A 17,320-nucleotide genomic window follows, 5' to 3' on the forward strand; every position below is an offset into this window, starting at 1 on the left:
CCAGCGCCCAGCAGCCGCCGCAGTCACCGCCGCAGCAGTGGCCGTTGACGGGTGCGCCGGCGTCCGCGCCCGCACAGCAGCCGGCGGCCGCGGCCCAGCCGCAGTCGGTCGGGCAGTACGGCAGCCAGGCGTCGCCGTACGCCTTCACGGCCAGCCCGGGCTACTCCGCACCACCGCCGAAGAAGTCGAGCTCCGGCCTGATCGTCGGGGCGATCGTGGCGATCGTCCTCGTCGGCGTGGTGTCGATCATCAGCATCATCGCGCTGTCGGGCGGCGACGACGACCCGTCAGCCGACGACCCGACCAGCGAGAACGCCACGACCGACGAGACCGGCAGCACCGGCACCACGGGCAGCACCGAGACCACCGACACCGGCGGCCCGACCACCGACCCGGCGCTGACGCTCCAGGGCAGCGGCTACACCTACCAGTTCCCCAACAACGAGTGGAAGGACCTCACGGCCGACACTCCTGACTCCACGGGGACCATCGACTCGATCGCCGCCCCCGGCAACTCGATCAGCACCGCCCGCGGCAACATCCTGGTCGAGACCTCGTCCGCGTTCGGCGAGACCGACGTCGACAACCTGGTCGACCAGTGGAAGACCGTGCTCAGCAGCTCGACCGGCGCTACGCCGAGCGACCTGCCCGAGCAGCGCCAGATCGGCGGCAAGGACGCCGCCGGCGTCGAGCTGAAGTGGACCAACGCCAACGACTTCCAGGTGCACCAGATCGCCTTCCTGGTGATCTCGGGCGACGAGCAGTACTCCATCACCGCCAGCTTCCGCCAGGGCGACAACGGGTTCAAGGACACCTACTACGAGGTTCTCGACACCTGGTCCTGGGAGGAGTGAGGGTCGGCCTAGACTCCGACCCGCGCGCCCGTAGCCCAATCGGTAGAGGCACACGGTTTAGGTCCGTGCCAGTGTGAGTTCGAATCTCACCGGGCGCACCCGGTGGCGACAGGTCAGCGCAACAGGTCGGCGACGACCGGCGCGATCTCGCGCAGCGCCTTGCCCCGGTGGGAGATCGCGTCCTTGTCGGTCGTGCTCAGCTCGGCGGTGGTGACGCCCGGCCGGTCGTCCGCCTCGAAGACCACGTCGTAGCCGAAGCCGCCGCTCCCCCGCACCTCACGGATGATCCGGCCGTCCATCCGACCCTCGACGACCCGCTCGGTGCCGTCGGGGAGGACGAGGGCGACGGCGCAGGTGAAGTGGGCCGTACGACGCTCGTCGGGTACGTCGCTCAGCTGTGCCAGCAGCAGCTCGTTGTTCCGGTCGTCCTGCCCCTGCTTCGAGCTCAGCGGAGGACCGCTCCACCGGGCCGACAGCACGCCCGGCATCCCGTTGAGCGCGTCGACGCAGAGCCCGGAGTCGTCGGCCAGCGTCGGAAGCCCGGAGCTGGCCACGCCGGCCCTCGCCTTGAGCAGCGCGTTGCCCTCGAAGGTCGGCTGGTCCTCGACGGGTTCGTCGTACGGCTCGACGTCGTCGAGCCCGAGCACCTCGACGTCGATGAGGTGCTCGCGCAGGATGCGCTGCATCTCCTCGAGCTTCTTGGCGTTGCGGGAGGCGACGAGCACCATCACGACGCGAGGGCCTCCTGCTGCATCCGGGTCAGGTCGGCGCAGCCCTTCTCGGCGAGCACGAGCAGCGCGTCGAGCTCGGCGCGGGAGAACGCGGCGCCCTCGGCGGTGCCCTGCACCTCGACGAAGGAGCCGGCACCGGTCATCACGACGTTCATGTCGGTCTCGGCGCGGACGTCCTCGACGTACGGCAGGTCGAGGCGCGGCACGCCGTCGATGATGCCGACGCTGATCGCCGCGACCGAGCCGGTGAGCGCCTCCGTCACGCCGAGGTGGGCGCACGCGTCGGCGAGGGCGATGTAGGCGCCGGTGATCGCCGCCGTGCGGGTGCCGCCGTCGGCCTGGAGCACGTCGCAGTCGAGCTGGATGGTGTTCTCACCGAGGGCCTTGTAGTCGATGACCGCGCGCAGCGAACGGCCGATCAGCCTGCTGATCTCGTGGGTGCGTCCGCCGATCCGGCCCTTGACCGACTCGCGGTCCGAGCGGGTGTTGGTGGAGGCGGGGAGCATGGCGTACTCCGCGGTCACCCAGCCCAGCCCGCTGCCCTTGCGCCACCGCGGCACTCCCTCGGACGCGGACGCGGCGCACAGGACGCGGGTCTTGCCGAACTCGATCAGCACCGAGCCTGCCGGGTGGTCCAGCCAGTTGCGGGTGATCGTGATGGGGCGCAGCTCGTCGTCGGCGCGGCCGTCCTCGCGGGTGCTCATGGACGCCGAGCCTAGCCAGGCACTACTTCAGCTCGGCGGTGAGGATCCGCCACAGCCCGAAGCCCAGCGGGATCCCGATCCACAGCGTGCCCGACGTGAGGATCTGCGCGAGCTCCTCGGCCCGGTCCAGCTCCCACTCGTAGAGCGGCCCCAGCGCCACCTGGAAGTTGATCCACGGGATCACGTCGATGAACTGGGGGAAGATCCCGGCGACGGCGGCGAGGATCAGCGAGAGGCCCCACCAGTACACGAAGAACAGCACGATCGCGCCCGGCGTGTTCAGGAGGAGCGCCGCGAGCGCGAAGCCCACGACCATGGTCAGGGACTGACCGATGGTGAACGCGACCACGAACCTCCAGTCGTAGTCCCAGCTGGTCAGGTCGGGCTGCACGACCTCGCAGACCAGCGTGAGCACCACGCCGAGCACGAAGACGAAGACGGTGGTGAGGAGCGTGAGCAGGATCCCCACGACGAGCTTCGAGAGCACGACCCGGATCCGCCGCGGTTCGATCGCGAAGGTCACCATCCCGGTGCGCTGGCTCCATTCCTGGGTGACCAGCAGGATGCCGAGCACGGGCAGCAGGATCGAGGTGATGAACGCGGCCACGATCGAGAAGTCGGAGACGGCCACCGGCTCCTCCTGGATGAGCACGGCGAGGAGCAGCGCGATCTCGACCAGCGCGACCAGGAGCCCGATCGTGAAGAGCAGCCAGAACCCGGCGCGGGTGTCGTAGGACTTGCGCAGCTCGACCCTGACCAGACGCCAGAACGGGATCGGCCGGGTGCCGGAGACGTCGAGCGTGGGCGAGGCGGCAGTGGTGCTCATCGGTGGCCTCCGGGAGGGGTGACGGGCGAGTCGACGGGCGGCATGTTGGGCGTCGGGGGCACGTGCACGCCGTGCGACGGCGGCGGTGGTGGCGGAGGTACGGCGCCCGCCCCGTCCCGTGCCGTCGCCGAGGTCAGCTCGAGGAACAGGTCCTCGAGCCCGACCCCTCCGGAGCGCAGGTCGGTCAGCACGACGCCGGCGTCGAGCGCCGCCCGGCCGACCACCTCCGTCGCCGCGTTGACCCGCAGCCCCTCGCCCACCGGATCGACCAGGTGGCCGCGCCGGGCGAGCTCGGTCGCGAGGGCGGTGTTGTCGAGCGACATCGCGAGCGACGTGGCGGCGCCCTGCGCCCCGGCCAGGAGCGACTTCTTGTCGCCTTGGGCGACGATCCGGCCGTGGCCGATGAGGATCATCTCGTCGGCGATCAGCTCGACCTCGTTGAGCAGGTGGCTGGAGAGGAGGACGGTGCCGCCGCGGTCGGCGTACGACTTCAGCAGGCCGCGCATCCACCGGATGCCGGCCGGGTCGAGGCCGTTGGCGGGCTCGTCGAGGATGAGCACCTCGGGGTCGCCCAGCAACGCGTGCGCGATGCCGAGCCGCTGCTTCATGCCGAGGGAGTAGTTGCGGAGGCGTCGCTTCGCCTCGTTGTCGGTCAGGCCGACCAGCGCGAGCATCTCGTCGACCCGGGCGCTCGGCAGCCCCATCGCGAGCGCGCCGAGGGTGAGGATCTCGCGGCCGGTGCGGCCGCCGTGCTGGGCAGAGGCGTCCAGCAGCACGCCGACGTGCCGCCCGGGGTTGGGGATGGCGGCGTAGTCGAGGCCGCCGATGGTGACCCGCCCGCTGGTCGGCGGGGTCAGCCCGACCATCACCCGCATGGTGGTGGTCTTGCCGGCGCCGTTGGGACCGAGGAAGCCGGTGACCCGGCCCCGGTGGCAGACGAAGCTGACGTCGTCGACGGCCCGGAAGCTTCCGTAGGCCTTGGTGAGGTGATCGACCGTGATCATGGGCCACAGCCTGCCCGATCACCGGAAACGAAACCGGCAGGGCCCTCAGATGTCGTAGACGGCGCCCTGGACCGCGAGCTCGGTCGGGCCGTCGTAGACCGCGACCGCCTCGGCGAGCATCACCTGCGCGTCGTGCCACGGCGGGACGTGGGTGAGCACGAGCCGCTTCGACTTGCCCTTGGCCGCGGTCTCACCGCACTCGGTGCCGGTGAGGTGGAGGCTCGGCGGGTTGTCGTCGCCGTGCCGGAAGGACGCCTCCGAGAGGAACAGGTCGGCGTCGGCGGCGATCTCGAGGAGGGCCGGCGTGGGTCCGGTGTCGCCGCTGTAGCCGAGGGTACGGCGACCCTCGGGGGTCTCGACCGAGATCCGCATGCCGTAGGCCTCGACTGGGTGGTCGACGGCGTACGGCTCGATCTCGAAGGGCCCGACCGAGAACGGCGCGTCGTAGGTGTGGAACTCGAACTCCTCGCTCATGCCGGGCGAGGTGGGCAGGTCGTAGGCGTTGGCGAGCCGCAGCGACGTACCGCTCGGACCCCACACGGGGATCTTCGGCTGGATGCCGGCGGGGTGGTACTTGCGCAGGACGTAGTAGCTGGTCATGTCGACGCAGTGGTCGGCGTGCAGGTGGCTGAGCAGCACGGCATCGACCTCGAGCGGATCGACGTACCGCTGCAGCGCGCCGAGCGCCCCGTTGCCGAGGTCGACGACCAGGCTCCAGGTGCGGTCACCGACCTCGGCCTGGACCAGGTAGCAGCTCGCAGGCGAGTCCGGTCCCGGGTACGAGCCCGAGCACCCGACCACCGTCATCCGGAACGACCCTCCGGCGATTTGGGTCCCCATCTGGCCGATCATGCCAGTCCACCGATGAACTGGTCAGCACCCGCGAGCTCCGGGCCGAGGAAGCGGCGGCCGATGGTCTCGAACTCGGCGGGCGACCCGGTCGTCACGAAGGAGTACGACGGCTCGCCGCCCTCGCGCATCAGGCCGGTGTCGGCGAGCATCCGGTAGACGTCCTTCGCGCACTCCTCGGCGCTGCTGACGAGGGTCACCCCGTCCCCCATGACGTAGGAGATGACGCCGGTCAGCAACGGGTAGTGGGTGCAGCCGAGGATCAGCGTGTCGACACCGAGCTCGGTCAGCGGGTCGAGGTACTCGTGCGCGACGGCCAGCAGCTCGTCGCCGCCCGTGACGCCCGCCTCGACGAAGTCGACGAACCGCGGGCAGGCGCGGGTGGTGAGCTGGAGGTGCGGCGCGGCGGCGAAGGCGTCGTCGTACGCCATCGACTCGGCGGTGGACCGGGTGCAGATCACGCCGATCCGGCCGTTCTTGGTCGCCGCCACCGCGCGCCGCGTGGCCGGGTAGATCACCTCGACCACCGGGACGTCGTACCGCTCCCGCGCGTCGCGGAGCATCGCCGCACTCGCGGAGTTGCAGGCGATGACCAGGGCCTTGACGCCCTGCTCGACGAGGTGGTCGAGGCACTCGAGGGCGTACTCGCGCACCTCGCCGATCGGCTTGGGGCCGTAGGGCTGGCGGGCGGTGTCGCCGACGTAGAGCAGCGACTCGTGCGGCAGCTGGTCGATGACCGAACGGGCGACCGTGAGGCCGCCGAAGCCCGAGTCGAAGATGCCGATCGGCGCGTCCAACGGATCCGGGTCGCGGGCGATCGGCGGTGGCACGCCTCACAGGGTAGGCGTTCGCCCGCCCTTCTCGCCTGATTCGCGATGGAGGTCACGTCGCGCGGTAGCGTGCCCGCCGTGACCACTCCCCGTGCCTGGGGTCGCCGCCTCGCCGTCGCCTCGGCCGGCCTCGCCCTCGCTGCCGCCCTCGCCCCGGTCCCGGCGCCGGCGTACGACGGCCCGCGCGTCTCGGCTCCGGCCGCGGCCGCCCTCCTCGACGACCCCCAGGTGCTCGCGATCTCGCTCGACGGCTTCAACGTCCGGCTCCTCGACCGGCTCGGCCGGAGGGGCACCCCCCACCTGCACCGGCTGTTCCGCCAAGGAGCCAGCACGCGCAACGCGCGTAGCCAGGTCGAGATGACGGTGACCCTCCCCAACCACACCAGCATGCTCACCGGCCGCCGGATCGACGCGGCCGAGGGCGGCCACGGCGTCACCTGGAACGACGACAAGCCCCGGCGCCCCGACACCGTCCAGGAGGCCGCCGGCGGGGAGGTCGGCTCGATCTTCACCCGGGTGAACGGAGCGGGCGGCAGCAGTGCGCTGTTCGCCACCGAGTCGAAGTTCTCGATNAGCAGTGCGCTGTTCGCCACCGAGTCGAAGTTCTCGATCTTCCAACGGTCGTGGCCGGCCTCGGTCGACCGGTCGACGATCCTGCAGGACCGCGACCGCGACGTCACCCTGGCCGCCCGGCGCGACCTGCTGCGGCGCGACCGGGCGTTCACCTTCCTCCACCTCGGGGCGCTCGACGAGGCCGGCCACGCCCACGGCTGGCTCAGCCGGGCCTACCTGTGGACGGCGCGACGCATCGACGACCTGCTCGGCGTCCTGCTGACCGCGATCCGCGAGCACGACCAGCTCTCCGACGTGGTCGTCGTGCTCACGGCCGACCACGGTGGACCGAAGGGAGAGCGCACGCACGCCGACGAGACGCTGCTCAGCAACTACCGGGTCCCGTTCCTGATCTGGGGCCCCGGCGTCACCTCCGGCAACCTCTACGACCTCAACCCCGCCTACGCCGACCCCGGCGACGAGCGGATCCACTTCAAGGGCGCCCAGCCCATCCGCAACGGCGACCTCGCGAACCTCTGCGCGAACCTGCTCGGGCTCGGCGAAATCCCCGGCAGTCTCTGGGGACACGACCAGAGCCTGACCTGGCACTGACCGCGCGGGCGGGGGTCAGAGGTGGACCGCACCGGCATTCGGCAGGATAGGCGGGTGGCCGAGCGATGGCGTGACGTCGACCTGTTGAGGGCGCTGCCGTATGCCAAGGGCGACGACCGAGCAGTCCTGTTCAACGCTCTGGCCCACTCCGCGGGCAGCGAAGGTCCCACCCAGTTGCGCCTGCTGTACGCCTCGGAGACAGGTCCCGCACGCTCGAACGCGCTCCATGCGCTCGCTCGTCGCTGCGGACCCACAGCGACGGACGTGCTTTCGGAGGCTCTGCTGTCGCGCTCTATCGAGCTGCAGGGGAAGGCGGCATCGGAGCTGGCGCAGGTTGGGACAGCCGAAGCGGCCGACGCAGTGTTCGAGTGGTTGGACCGAAGGCTCGGCCGCAGGAGGCGCGAAGCAACCTGGGACCCCTACGAGTTGCCCAGCGCGATCAGGTTCGCGGTACGTCACGGCCTCCATGCCGAGGTGGCACGGATCATCGTCAGACATTGGTCTGCGCTGGACCGCGATGAACAGCATTGGCTGCGCCGGACGTGGCCGGCAGTTTTCGACGGCACCGGAGTGCCGGCCGTGGCTGCGGAGGTGCGGCCCCCGGACCAGGTGCAAGAGGATGTCTACGAGGATCAGCGCGGCGGGCGCGCCGTTTCGCCCGACGAGCCGGAGGCCTGGGCGAAGCACGACGACGAGTACATCCGGAAGGCCCTCAAGAACGCCGAGCGCATCAGGCTTCGTGGTGAGAGCGACGAGTAGTTCGAATCCGCGCTTGTCGGCAAGAACGCGCACCAGTAGCAGCAGACCCGTGCAACAGGTAGGGGGTCCACCTGAGCGCGTGGCGCTCTCGATCGAGCTGACCCCGAGCGGCGATGATCCTCACCCAACGCTCCGATACCGGATATTCGATGTGCGACCGCCGTGGTCAGACTCGGCTTCTCGCTTTGCTGAGCTCGTCTGACAGTCGTCCAGGACAGGCGCCCGCCGACATTCGCCGGTCTTCCCCGCAGACGACACGCACTCTGTTCGGCACGACCGCGCTGTGGTCGCGGCAGTAGCTGGCCGCTGCGCTCAGTCGACGATGGGGCGCGCCCACACATAAAGGGTCGCGCCGGTCCGACGAGCACATTCGTGGACCTCATCGGCCGGCACTGCCGGAAGTCCCTCCTGGGTGAGCTCGTTGACTTCGGCCCATCCGCCGCCCATCCGCACACGACTGCCGACCTTCACGCTCCGGCCGTCGTCAAAGAGCACGTTCGGAGCGTCCCACGTCGTACCCATCGGGAACACCGCAATGGCTTTGTCGATCAGGAGGCAGCCGTCCTGCTCGATCATTCGCCCCTTGACGATCGCTGCCGGCCACCACTCCGACTCCACCTTTAAGGAGATCACAACGCTCTGGTCGGAGTCGTGCTCCTCAACAGGATCATCCGAGCAGCCAGACAGTCCGGCCGCGACCAGGGCCGCAAAGGCAAGCGTCGCAGCCTGCTGGGCGAGGGTCGGCCGAAGAGCCATGAGCTCAGGGTCGCACGCGACAGGCGGTTCTCTCCGAGCGTTATGCAACCGGAACCGCGACTCGACGACGATGCACCCAACTCGGCAGGATCGAGCGCTGCGCCGGCATTTTGCACGGCCCGCGAACTCCTCCGAGGGTTCATTCGCGCCGACACAGACTCGCACTAATGAGGATCAATTACGTGCCGCAGATACCTCATCGGTGTTTCTAGGTAACGTCGCCAGTGCGTGACCAGCTCGAGGTCCTCCCACGCGGTCGGTCGAACACCCCACGGTCCGATCTCGAGGATCTGTGCTCCCGGGGTCGCCGCCAGCAATGGGGAGTGCGTGGCACACACGATCTGAGCGCCCGCCGAGGCCAGGTCGTGGAGCGTCCCCACGAGCGCGAGCTGTGCACTGAAGGACAATGCTGCCTCGGGCTCATCTAGGCAGTACAAGCCGGGAGAGTCGAACCGAGTCCGTAGCACCTCGAGGAACGATTCCCCATGACTCATCTCATGAAAGACCGGATCCCGATCGGTGCTGAACGACTCCTGGCGGGTGAAGTAGCCGTGCATCGTCTCGGCGCGGAGGAAGAAGCCCCATCTCGGAGCTCCAGCCGCGCGCTCGAGTGCGAGCCATTCGTGCAGCGGTGACTCGGTAGCGCGGGTGCCTTGCTGCGCGTTGCGCGTGCCACCCTCGGCAGCCAAACCGAACGCCATCGCGAGCGCTTCAACCAGCGTCGACTTTCCACTGCCGTTCTCCCCAACCAGCAACGTGACGCCCGGTCGCAACTCGAGCCCCTCGCGAAGCACCTGCGCGACCGCGGGAATCGATGCCGGCCACTGCCGAAAGGTGCGCGGAGCGGACGCGCTTGCTTTCACCCGACGCACAGGCCGCCGATCACGCAGCGGATCGCCGGTCATCATGGCGAGACGCTACATCGGGGCGCCGGACAATACCTGCGCCGCCGTCGTTGCCTCCGTTCGGTTGCGTCACTTGACGACCCACCAGGAACCCGCCCCTCGTGGGCAGAACCGTGCGCTTGACGCGGCAATTGCGGGCACTAGTCCAACGGGAACTCGCCGTCTGGGCCTGACTGCGGGACGACGAAGGGAGCGGTTCCTGGGTCGACGGCGCTGACTCGGAGATCGGAGAACACCAGCGTCAGGTTGTGCCCGTTGGTCTCGATCAGTACCTCGTGTACGGGACGGCCCAGAACCTTCGACCATTCCCGGGTCTCATCGGACTCTGGCATCAGCTGCATGCCCGGATAGAGCCCCTGCCACTTGACGCCCCACACGTATCCCTCGGGCTCACCTGCACGCTGCCATTCGTCGTAGTCGGTGAACTCATCGCCGAGCGAGTGCGGCCAAACGTCAGGGCGGACAGCAGTGGTCACGGTCGCGCGGACGCAGTGGGTGAATCGGTAGCGAAGGTGTTCCGGTTCGATCCCCTTTCGAGGGTCAGCGGTCGCGTAGACGTACACGTCGTAGTCCCGCATGAAGTCCGCGAAACCGTGGAACACAACGGCCTGGTCGAAGACTTCGTCGAGGGCTGCGCGTAGTTGTTGCTCGTCCACATGGACAGCCTGCACCAGTTGTCGCCGCGTCCGCCCGATGCGCGCTGTATTCGGCAGTAGCGCGGTTTGACGAGGTAGACCGGCCCGGATCGCACCCAGGGGTCCCGGCCCCTTACCGTGCCTTCGACCTCGTGCCACTCAGGGTAGGCGTGCGCTCCGCTCGGCAGTAGCGCGCATGCCGATGGCCCCGCCGATGGCGGGGTTTCGGGGCGGGGTAGCTAATGGTCGGGTGGTCTGAGCGTCAGGTCGTAGGTGCCGGTGGGATCGACCAGGTAGGTGCCGGAGGGCAGGGTCCAGTAGTAGGTGCCCGGGGTGAGCATCCGGTAGGAGGCGCGGCCGGCGGTCTTCATCCGATGGTGCCCGCGGCACTTCGGGGCCAGGTTGCGGGCGGAGGTCTCGCCGCCGGCGGCGTGCGGCTCGATGTGGTCGAGGTCGCAGGACTCGGCCGGTCGGGTGCAGTGCGGGAAGACACAGTGGTGGTCACGCAACTTGACCTGTCGGGCGATGCGGTCCGGGATCTCGTAGGAGTCCACAGGCTGGGAGCCGGCCAGGTCGATCACCGGCCGCACGATCACCGAGGTGTGCGCCAATCCGAGCCATTGCTTGATCTGCTCGACGCTGATCGGGGTGCGGGTGTTGCCGAACCGGCCCACGGTCTGGTCGGTCGCGCTGAGGTGGACGACGAGCTCGGTCCTGCGGCCCGCGATGGTGCGGGCGACCTCCCCGGTATCGGGGTCGGCGACCTCCAGGTCGAGGGCGAGGTCCTCACGCGCGATCTCACCGAGCGCCTTGGCCCGGCGTACGTCGAGGGAGTCGTCGTCGCCGAGCTGGCCGTAGAGCTTCGCCCGGCGGGCCACAGCGTTTTCCAGGTCGAGGGCATCGGCAACATCGAGGACGCCGTTGATGTGGGCGATGCCGTCGTAGCCGACGGCGTCGAGCCCGGTGTCCACGTGACGGTGGTCCTGAGCAGAGCGTCGCCTCTCCTCCGCGGCTTCGGGGTCGAACCGCACCAGTGCTTCCTCGACGAGCCGGTCGACCTGGGTCCAAGTGCACCCGTGGGCGTAGGGGGCGAGGTGGCGGTCCACGAACACAGCGGCCTCGGCGGGCAGCAGCCGGGTGGAGTCGGTGACCCGGAGTGCCTTCCACACCGGGACCTCACCGTCGAGCACCCGGGCCCAGAGTCGCGGGAGCCGGTGGGCCAGCTCGATCACCTGCCCGACGTAGTTGCGTCCGGAGTCAAGGGACCGACCCAGAAGGGCACTCAACTCCATGACCGCGAAGTCGGAGATCAGCGGTGCACCCGGTCCCGCGAGAGGGAGGCCGGTATCCAGGCCGCGTTCGGTCAACGTCGCAGCATCTGCCTCATCGGCCACCACATGCTCGGCAGCCCATTCCACGATCGCCCGCAGGGTGGCGATCTCGCGTTCGGCGACCACCGTCCGGTGGCCGCGGATCTCAGCGAGCAGCTCGTCGGACCGCGACAACACAGCGAGCTCGTCGGCCACGGCCGCCGGAGCGGTGAGGTCGAAGAGCGGTGCGGTCCCGAGATCCATGACACCTATTCAACATGGAACATCCGACACAACGAAACGCTCAGAGCTCGCCTGTGGATAGGACTCCTGCCGATGAGGCCGGTGGACGAAAGGTGGCTCATGATCCGGGCGCTCGTCGTGGCCTCAGCATCCCGCGGGCTGGGTACGGCGAACGTGTGCGAACCTCGCCGTCTCGCAGTACCGCCGAGATCTCCACTGCCGACGGCAGCGTGCTCGCCGAGCACGCCGGCTTCAACGACTACGGACCGCTCACCTGGCTTCCCGAGTAGGCAGCTCAAGCCCAGAGCTGGCCCTCGAGGCGGTCCTCGGCGTCGTCGATGGTGCCTTCGTAGGCACCGGTGGAGAGGTACTTCCAGCCGCCGTCGGCGATGACGAAGGCGATGTCGGCGGGCTCGCCGGCCTTCACGGCCTTGGCGGCCTGGCCGAGCGCGGCGTGCAGGATCGCGCCGGTCGAGATGCCGGCGAAGATGCCCTCGAGCTCGAGCATCTCGCGAACCCGGCGTACGGCGTCGCGGGGACCGACGGAGAAGCGGGAGTCGATCAGCGAGGCGTCGTACAGCTCGGGGACGAAGCCCTCGTCGAGGTTGCGCAGGCCGTAGACGAGCTCGCCGTAGCGCGGCTCGGCGGCGACGATCTTGACGTCCGGCTTGGCCTTGCGGAAGTAGCGGGAGACGCCCATGAGGGTGCCGGTCGTGCCGAGACCGGCGACGAAGTGGGTGATCGAGGGGAGGTCGGCGAGCAGCTCGGGGCCGGTGCCCTCCTCGTGGGCGAGCGCGTTGGCGGCGTTGCCGTACTGGTAGAGCATCACCCAGTCGGGGTGCTCGGCCGACATCTGCTTGGCGACCCGGACCGCCTCGTTGGAGCCGCCGGCGGCGGGGCTGGAGACGATCTCGGAGCCCCACATGCGCAGCAGCTGGCGCCGCTCCTCGCTGGTGTTCTCGGGCATCACGAAGACGCACCGGTAGCCCTTGAGCTTGGCCGCCATCGCGATCGAGATGCCGGTGTTGCCGGAGGTCGGCTCGAGGATCGTGCAGCCGGGACGGAGCGTCCCGTCCTTCTCGGCCTCCTCGATCATCCGGAGCGCCGGGCGGTCCTTGATCGAGCCGGTGGGGTTGCGGTCCTCGAGCTTCGCCCAGAGCCGCACCTCGGGGGTCGGCGACAACCTCGGCAGTCCGACAAGCGGCGTGTTGCCGACCGAGGCGAGGAGGTTGTCGTAGCGGACCATGATCAGGCAGCGCCGCCGGCGACCGCGGGGAGTACGACGACCTGGTCCCCGTCGCTGAGCTCGGCCTCGAGGCCGCCCATGAACCGCACGTCCTCGTCGTTGACGTAGATGTTGATGAACCGCCGCAGGTCGCCGTTCTCGATCAGGCGCTCCTTGATGCCGGGGTGGTCGGCCTCGAGGGAGTCGATCAGCGCACCGAGGCTGGCGCCGTCGGCGGTGACTGCCTTCTCGCCGTCGGTGTAGGTGCGCAGGATGGTCGGGATCCGGACCTCGATGGCCATGTCAGAGCTCGCTCTTCTGGAGGGTGGGGACGACGGAGACCTCTTCCTCGGTCACCACGCCGTCGACGATTCGATAAGACCTGAACTCGACCGGGCCGTCGTTATTCCCGTGCTCGCGGGTGCTGACGAGCACGTAGTGGGCGCCCGGCTCGCCGGCCAGCTTGATGTCGGTCACACTCGGGTAGGCCTCGGTCGCCGTGTGGGAGTGGTAGATGACGACCGGTTCCTCGTCGCGCTGGTCCATCTCCTTGTAGAGCTCGAGCAGGTCGGTCGAGTCGTACTCGTAGAAGGTCGGGCTACCGGCGGCGTTCACCATCTCGATGAAGCGCTCGGGGCGGTCGCTCCCCTCCGGTCCGGCGACGATGCCGCACGCCTCGACGGGATGGTCCCGCTTGGCGTGGGTGACGATGGCGTCGTAGGTCGCCTGGTCGATGGTCAGCACCGTTACAGGGTAGGGGCTGTCCTCGCCGCGATCCGCTCCGCGGTCGGCCACCGGACCTCCCGGGCCCAGCCGAGCTTCTCGAGGATCCAGATGATCCGCGCGGAGCTGTCGAGCTGCCAGCGCTTGACGCCGTGGCGGGCGCTGGTGGGGTCGGCGTGGTGGAGGTTGTGCCACGACTCGCCGCCCGACGGGATCGCCAGCCACCACACGTTGCCGGAGCGGTCCCGGGAGCGGAACGGACGCTCGCCGACGGTGTGGCAGATCGAGTTGATCGACCAGGTCACGTGGTGGAGCAGGCCGATGCGGACGACGGTGCCCCAGAAGAAGGCGGTCAGCGCGCCCTGCCACGACCAGGTGAGCAGGAAGCCGGCGACCGGCGGGAGCAGGATCGAGACCAGCACCCACATCCAGAACATCCGCGAGATCCGCACCAGGTCGCGGTCCTGGGTGAGGTCGGGCGCGTACTTCTCGATCGGGGACTGCTCGGCGTGGAACAGCCATCCCACGTGCGCCCACAGGAAGCCCTTGGTGAGGCCGCGCAGCGAGGTGCCGTAGCGCCACGGCGAGTGCGGGTCGCCGTCCTTGTCGGAGTAGCGGTGGTGCTTGCGGTGGTCGGCGACCCACCGGATGACCGGCCCCTCGATCGCCATCGAGCCGAGCACCGCGAGCACGACCTTGACCGCCCGGTTCGGCTTGAACGACTTGTGGGTGAAGAGCCGGTGGTAGCCGACCGTGACGCCGTGGAGGGTCAGGCCGTACATCACGAACGTGATGACGACGTCGCTCCAGCCGAGCCAGCCGCCCCAGGCGACAGGGATCGCGGCGAGGATCGCCAGGAAAGGTACGACGATGAAGGATGCGAGGGCGACGCGCTCGCGCAGGGATTGGACGTCGTCACCCAGCGTCACGCGTTCCGGAGTCGCGGTCGGGTGGGCTTCGTCGATCGCGTTCATGGGGTCTCCGGGACGGGTGGGCTGTTGCTCCGAGCGTAGCCCTCACAGACGAACGGAGATTGCCGCGGCGAAAACTCTGGACGTCAGCCGTCGACGGCCCGGATCACCCGGGCCGGGTTGCCGACCGCGACCACCCCGGCCGGCAGGTCCCTGGTGACGACCGACCCGGCGCCCACCACGGTGTCGGCGCCGATCGTGACGCCGGGCAGCACGATGACACCGCCGCCGAGCCACACGTTGTCGCCGACCGTGATCGGTGCGGCGGACTCCCACTTGTCGCGGCGCGGCCCGGGCTCGAGCGGGTGGGTCGGCGTGAGCAGCTGCACGTTGGGGCCGATCTGGACGTCGTCGCCGATCGTGATCGGGGCGACGTCGAGCGCCACCAGGCCGAAGTTGGCGAAGCAGCGAGCGCCGAAGGTGATCCGCGAGCCGTAGTCGACGTAGAACGGCGGGCGGATCTCGGTGTCCTCCCCCACCGACCCCAACAGCTCCTCGAGCAGCCGCCGGCGGTACCGCGAGTCGTCGGCGGCCGAGGTGTTGTAGGTCGCCATCAGCTGCTGCGAACGCGCCTGGTCGGCGAGGATCTCGGCGTCGGTGATGTAGAGATCGCCGGCGAGCATCCGCTCCTTCATGCTGCGGCCGTCGTCCGGCGTGGTCATCGTGGCCTCCCGCCGACACGGTAGCGCCGCTCCGGGCGGCCGGTGCCGCCGTACCTCAGCCGCACCTCGGCCGCGCCGGCATCGACGAAGTGCTCGAGGTAGCGGCGCGCCGTCACTCGCGACAGCCCCACCGCCTCCGCCGCCTCCGACGCGGAGATCTCTCCGGCCGCACGAGCCGCGGCGAGGACCAGGTCGGCGGTCTCCGGGCTGAGCCCCTTCGGCAGCACGGGAGGTACGTCGGACCCGGCCCGGCCGGCGCCGAAGGCCTGGTCGATCGCGGCCTGGTCGACGTGCTCCTCGGCATCCCCCTCGGGGAGGCTGGCCAGAGCCGCGGCGACCTGGCGCAGGCGGTCGGCGAGGTCGTCGTACTCGAAGGGCTTGACGAGGTACTGCATCGCGCCGCCGTGGAGCGCCGAACGCACGGCCGCGGCACCGCGCTCGGCGGTCACCATCACCACCGCCACGTTGCGGCCCTCGGCACGCAGCCGCTCCAGCACGTCGAGGCCGGAGATGTCCGGGAGGTGGACGTCGAGGAGCACCAGGTCCGGCTCGAGCGACGCGACCAGCTCGAGCGCCTCCGCACCGCTGCTGGCCGTACCGGCGACCTCGAACCCGTCGGTGCGCTCGACGAACGCGGTGTGGATGCGCGCCACCATGAAGTCGTCGTCGACGACGAGCACCCGGATCATGAGTCACCATCCTGGCGGGTCAGGGGCAGCGTCACCAGGAAGTCCGCGCCGCCGGTGTCGGCGGTCTCGACGCTCACCGTCCCGCCGTGCTGGGCGCAGATCAGCCGCACGAGCGGGAGCCCGATCCCGCGCCCACCGAGCACCTCCGGCTTGGTCGAGAAGCCACGGACGAAGATCGCGTCCCGCAGGTCCTCGGGCACGCCCGGCCCGTTGTCCCGCACCCGCACCCTCACCGCGTCGTCGTCGGCCAGGATCCACAGCTCGACGAGCGGCTCGGGCGCCCCTGCGGTCGCGTCGATCGCGTTGTCGACCAGGTTGCCGAGCACGGTGGTGAGGTCGGCGACCTCCTCCGGCTCGAGTGCGGGGAGCCGCGAGCCCGGGTCGAGCTCGAGGGTGACACCGCGCTCCTCGGCCACCGCGTGCTTGGCCACCACGAGCGCGGCGACGGCGGGGTCGTGCAGCCGCTTCGCGACCCGCTCGCTCACGTCGGCCCGGTGCCGGGTGAGGGTGCCGACCAGGGCGGCCACCTCGTCGTACTCCCCCAGCTGGACCAGACCCGAGATCGTGTGCAGCCGGTTGTCGAACTCGTGGGTCTGGGCGCGCAGGGTGTCGGTGATCGACAGGTTGGAGCTGAGCTGGCTCTGCAGCGACACCAGCTCGGTGCGGTCGCGCAGCGTCGTCACGGTGCCGATGCCGCGACCGCCGGTCGACGCCCGACCGCGGTTGAAGACGACCGCGCGGGTGCCGACGAGCGCGAGCGCGTCGCGGACGTCGTCGCCCTCGCCGGTCAGCAGGGCGACCACCTGGGGGTCCAGGCCGAGGTCGGCGACCGGCCGCCCGACCGGGTCCGGGACGTCCTCGAGCCCGAGCGTGGTGCGGGCGGCGTCGTTCATCGCGGTGACCCGACCGTCGTTGCCGACGCCGACGACGCCCTCCCGGATCGCGTGCAGCAGCGCCTCGCGGTGGTCGGCGAGGTTGGCGAGCTCGGTCGTGCCGAGGCCGCGGGTCGAGCGGCGCACCACGCGGGACACGGCGTACGTCCCGGCGAGGCCCAGCAGTGCGCCGAGGCCGAGGTAGAGCGCCAGGTACGGCGCGGCCGTCGCGACCTGGTCGGTCACCGGCGGGTAGGTCTCCTCGGCCGCCACGATCCCGAGCAGCGAACCGTCCTCGGCGATGATCGGCGCGTGCGCCACCACGGTGCGCTCGCCGTCGACCTCGACGTCGCCGGTCCAGCCGCGGCCCTCGAGCGCGTCGCTGTCGCCGAGCTCGGCCTCGTCGCCCACGCGGCTGGGCTCGGTCGCTCCCAGCACTACGCCGTCCAGCGAGATCACCATGACGTCGGTCGCGCTGGAGAGGCTGGCGCCGCGGTCGGCGTACGGCGCCAGCCGGCGCGGGAGGCCGCTCGCCGGAGCGGTGCCGTCCCGGACCGCCACCAGCGCGCTCCTCACGTCGGGCAGGGTGGCGACGTGCTCGGCCACCG

General features: G+C 70.0%; 20 protein-coding genes and 1 tRNA gene. 4 read left to right on the plus strand and 17 right to left on the minus strand.

Features of this window, described 5'->3' with window-relative positions; translation table 11 throughout:
* The coding region (locus H0488_RS14330) for a hypothetical protein (RefSeq protein WP_220794596.1) at positions 1-854 on the plus strand (854 nt) is incomplete at its 5' end.
* 24 nt (positions 855-878) lie between these two features.
* Positions 879-952: transfer RNA gene (locus H0488_RS14335), tRNA-Leu, on the plus strand.
* A gap of 15 nt (positions 953-967) precedes the next feature.
* Here the strand turns inward: H0488_RS14335 and rdgB are convergent.
* The 6 genes from rdgB to murI are packed head-to-tail and all read right to left on the minus strand — an operon-like array spanning position 968 to position 5,798.
* On the minus strand, positions 968-1,582 hold the full coding sequence (rdgB, locus tag H0488_RS14340) for an RdgB/HAM1 family non-canonical purine NTP pyrophosphatase (protein WP_183099966.1): 615 nt from the start codon (positions 1,580-1,582) through the stop codon (positions 968-970).
* Positions 1,582-2,289: a ribonuclease PH gene (gene rph, locus H0488_RS14345; RefSeq protein ID WP_183099949.1), complete on the minus strand. Its 708-nt coding sequence runs from the start codon at positions 2,287-2,289 to the stop codon at positions 1,582-1,584. The genes rdgB and rph overlap by 1 nt, the downstream gene beginning before the upstream one ends.
* A gap of 22 nt (positions 2,290-2,311) precedes the next feature.
* Entirely contained in the window at positions 2,312-3,115 is an 804-nt protein-coding gene (locus tag H0488_RS14350; RefSeq protein ID WP_183099950.1) for an ABC transporter permease, read from the minus strand.
* On the minus strand, positions 3,112-4,119 hold the full coding sequence (locus tag H0488_RS14355; protein WP_183099951.1) for an ABC transporter ATP-binding protein: 1,008 nt from the start codon (positions 4,117-4,119) through the stop codon (positions 3,112-3,114). Before H0488_RS14355 ends, H0488_RS14350 begins: the two co-directional genes overlap by 4 nt.
* 45 nt (positions 4,120-4,164) lie before the next feature.
* A complete protein-coding gene (locus H0488_RS14360; protein ID WP_183099952.1) occupies positions 4,165-4,959 on the minus strand; it encodes an MBL fold metallo-hydrolase in 795 nt (264 codons plus the stop codon).
* An 8-nt stretch (positions 4,960-4,967) separates the two neighbouring features.
* Positions 4,968-5,798 carry a glutamate racemase gene (gene murI, locus H0488_RS14365; RefSeq protein WP_183099953.1) on the minus strand — a complete coding sequence of 277 codons (831 nt, stop codon included), beginning with the start codon at positions 5,796-5,798 and terminating at the stop codon, positions 4,968-4,970.
* 45 nt (positions 5,799-5,843) lie between these two features.
* Here murI and H0488_RS14370 point away from each other — a divergent pair, with 45 nt between their 5' ends.
* Positions 5,844-6,962, plus strand: a complete 1,119-nt coding sequence (locus H0488_RS14370) for an alkaline phosphatase family protein (RefSeq protein ID WP_246372150.1) — start codon at positions 5,844-5,846, stop codon at positions 6,960-6,962.
* Between the two features lie 54 nt (positions 6,963-7,016).
* Positions 7,017-7,721 (plus strand): HEAT repeat domain-containing protein, encoded by a 705-nt coding sequence (locus H0488_RS14375; RefSeq protein ID WP_183099955.1) that lies wholly within the window; start codon positions 7,017-7,019, stop codon positions 7,719-7,721.
* Between the two features lie 312 nt (positions 7,722-8,033).
* On the opposite strand, the gene H0488_RS14380 is transcribed toward H0488_RS14375, so the two are convergent.
* The 11 genes from H0488_RS14380 to H0488_RS14430 all read right to left on the minus strand — a co-directional run.
* A complete protein-coding gene (locus tag H0488_RS14380) occupies positions 8,034-8,477 on the minus strand; it encodes a hypothetical protein (protein WP_183099956.1) in 444 nt (147 codons plus the stop codon).
* Between the two features lie 164 nt (positions 8,478-8,641).
* Positions 8,642-9,385, minus strand: coding sequence for an AAA family ATPase (locus tag H0488_RS14385; protein WP_183099957.1), 744 nt, complete (start codon positions 9,383-9,385; stop codon positions 8,642-8,644).
* Between the two features lie 137 nt (positions 9,386-9,522).
* Positions 9,523-10,038, minus strand: a complete 516-nt coding sequence (locus H0488_RS14390; RefSeq protein ID WP_183099958.1) for a YxiG-like protein — start codon at positions 10,036-10,038, stop codon at positions 9,523-9,525.
* Between the two features lie 218 nt (positions 10,039-10,256).
* Positions 10,257-11,591, minus strand: a complete 1,335-nt coding sequence (locus H0488_RS14395) for an HNH endonuclease signature motif containing protein (protein WP_183099959.1) — start codon at positions 11,589-11,591, stop codon at positions 10,257-10,259.
* A 274-nt stretch (positions 11,592-11,865) separates the two neighbouring features.
* The gene (locus H0488_RS14400) at positions 11,866-12,816 is read right to left on the minus strand and encodes a PLP-dependent cysteine synthase family protein (RefSeq protein ID WP_183099960.1); all 951 of its coding nucleotides are present in this window, start codon (positions 12,814-12,816) and stop codon (positions 11,866-11,868) included.
* Between the two features lie 2 nt (positions 12,817-12,818).
* A complete protein-coding gene (locus H0488_RS14405) occupies positions 12,819-13,097 on the minus strand; it encodes a MoaD family protein (RefSeq protein ID WP_183099961.1) in 279 nt (92 codons plus the stop codon).
* Position 13,098: 1 nt separating this feature from the next.
* Positions 13,099-13,539 (minus strand): M67 family metallopeptidase, encoded by a 441-nt coding sequence (locus tag H0488_RS14410; RefSeq protein WP_183099962.1) that lies wholly within the window; start codon positions 13,537-13,539, stop codon positions 13,099-13,101.
* A 2-nt stretch (positions 13,540-13,541) separates the two neighbouring features.
* The gene (locus tag H0488_RS14415; RefSeq protein WP_183099963.1) at positions 13,542-14,492 is read right to left on the minus strand and encodes an acyl-CoA desaturase; all 951 of its coding nucleotides are present in this window, start codon (positions 14,490-14,492) and stop codon (positions 13,542-13,544) included.
* An 83-nt stretch (positions 14,493-14,575) separates the two neighbouring features.
* Positions 14,576-15,151: a sugar O-acetyltransferase gene (locus H0488_RS14420; RefSeq protein ID WP_220794597.1), complete on the minus strand. Its 576-nt coding sequence runs from the start codon at positions 15,149-15,151 to the stop codon at positions 14,576-14,578.
* On the minus strand, positions 15,148-15,840 hold the full coding sequence (locus H0488_RS14425) for a response regulator (RefSeq protein ID WP_183099964.1): 693 nt from the start codon (positions 15,838-15,840) through the stop codon (positions 15,148-15,150). The genes H0488_RS14420 and H0488_RS14425 overlap by 4 nt, the downstream gene beginning before the upstream one ends.
* A partial coding sequence (locus tag H0488_RS14430) for a sensor histidine kinase (RefSeq protein ID WP_220794598.1) occupies positions 15,837-17,320 on the minus strand: 1,484 nt, incomplete at its 5' end. The genes H0488_RS14425 and H0488_RS14430, both read right to left, overlap by 4 nt.

This window comes from Nocardioides pelophilus (assembly GCF_014180685.1).
GTDB lineage: Bacteria > Actinomycetota > Actinomycetes > Propionibacteriales > Nocardioidaceae > Nocardioides > Nocardioides pelophilus.

Excerpts from the sequence above, each read along its gene's own strand:
- rdgB (WP_183099966.1), bottom strand. The coding sequence starts at position 1,582 with ATGGTGCTCGTCGCCTCCCGCAACGCCAAGAAGCTCGAGGAGATGCAG.
- rph (WP_183099949.1), bottom strand. The coding sequence starts at position 2,289 with ATGAGCACCCGCGAGGACGGCCGCGCCGACGACGAGCTGCGCCCCATC.
- H0488_RS14350 (WP_183099950.1), bottom strand. The coding sequence starts at position 3,115 with ATGAGCACCACTGCCGCCTCGCCCACGCTCGACGTCTCCGGCACCCGG.
- H0488_RS14355 (WP_183099951.1), bottom strand. The coding sequence starts at position 4,119 with ATGATCACGGTCGATCACCTCACCAAGGCCTACGGAAGCTTCCGGGCC.
- H0488_RS14360 (WP_183099952.1), bottom strand. The coding sequence starts at position 4,959 with ATGGGGACCCAAATCGCCGGAGGGTCGTTCCGGATGACGGTGGTCGGG.
- H0488_RS14380 (WP_183099956.1), bottom strand. The coding sequence starts at position 8,477 with ATGGCTCTTCGGCCGACCCTCGCCCAGCAGGCTGCGACGCTTGCCTTT.
- H0488_RS14385 (WP_183099957.1), bottom strand. The coding sequence starts at position 9,385 with ATGATGACCGGCGATCCGCTGCGTGATCGGCGGCCTGTGCGTCGGGTG.
- H0488_RS14395 (WP_183099959.1), bottom strand. The coding sequence starts at position 11,591 with ATGGATCTCGGGACCGCACCGCTCTTCGACCTCACCGCTCCGGCGGCC.
- H0488_RS14400 (WP_183099960.1), bottom strand. The coding sequence starts at position 12,816 with ATGGTCCGCTACGACAACCTCCTCGCCTCGGTCGGCAACACGCCGCTT.
- H0488_RS14405 (WP_183099961.1), bottom strand. The coding sequence starts at position 13,097 with ATGGCCATCGAGGTCCGGATCCCGACCATCCTGCGCACCTACACCGAC.
- H0488_RS14415 (WP_183099963.1), bottom strand. The coding sequence starts at position 14,492 with ATGAACGCGATCGACGAAGCCCACCCGACCGCGACTCCGGAACGCGTG.
- H0488_RS14420 (WP_220794597.1), bottom strand. The coding sequence starts at position 15,151 with ATGACCACGCCGGACGACGGCCGCAGCATGAAGGAGCGGATGCTCGCC.
- H0488_RS14425 (WP_183099964.1), bottom strand. The coding sequence starts at position 15,840 with ATGATCCGGGTGCTCGTCGTCGACGACGACTTCATGGTGGCGCGCATC.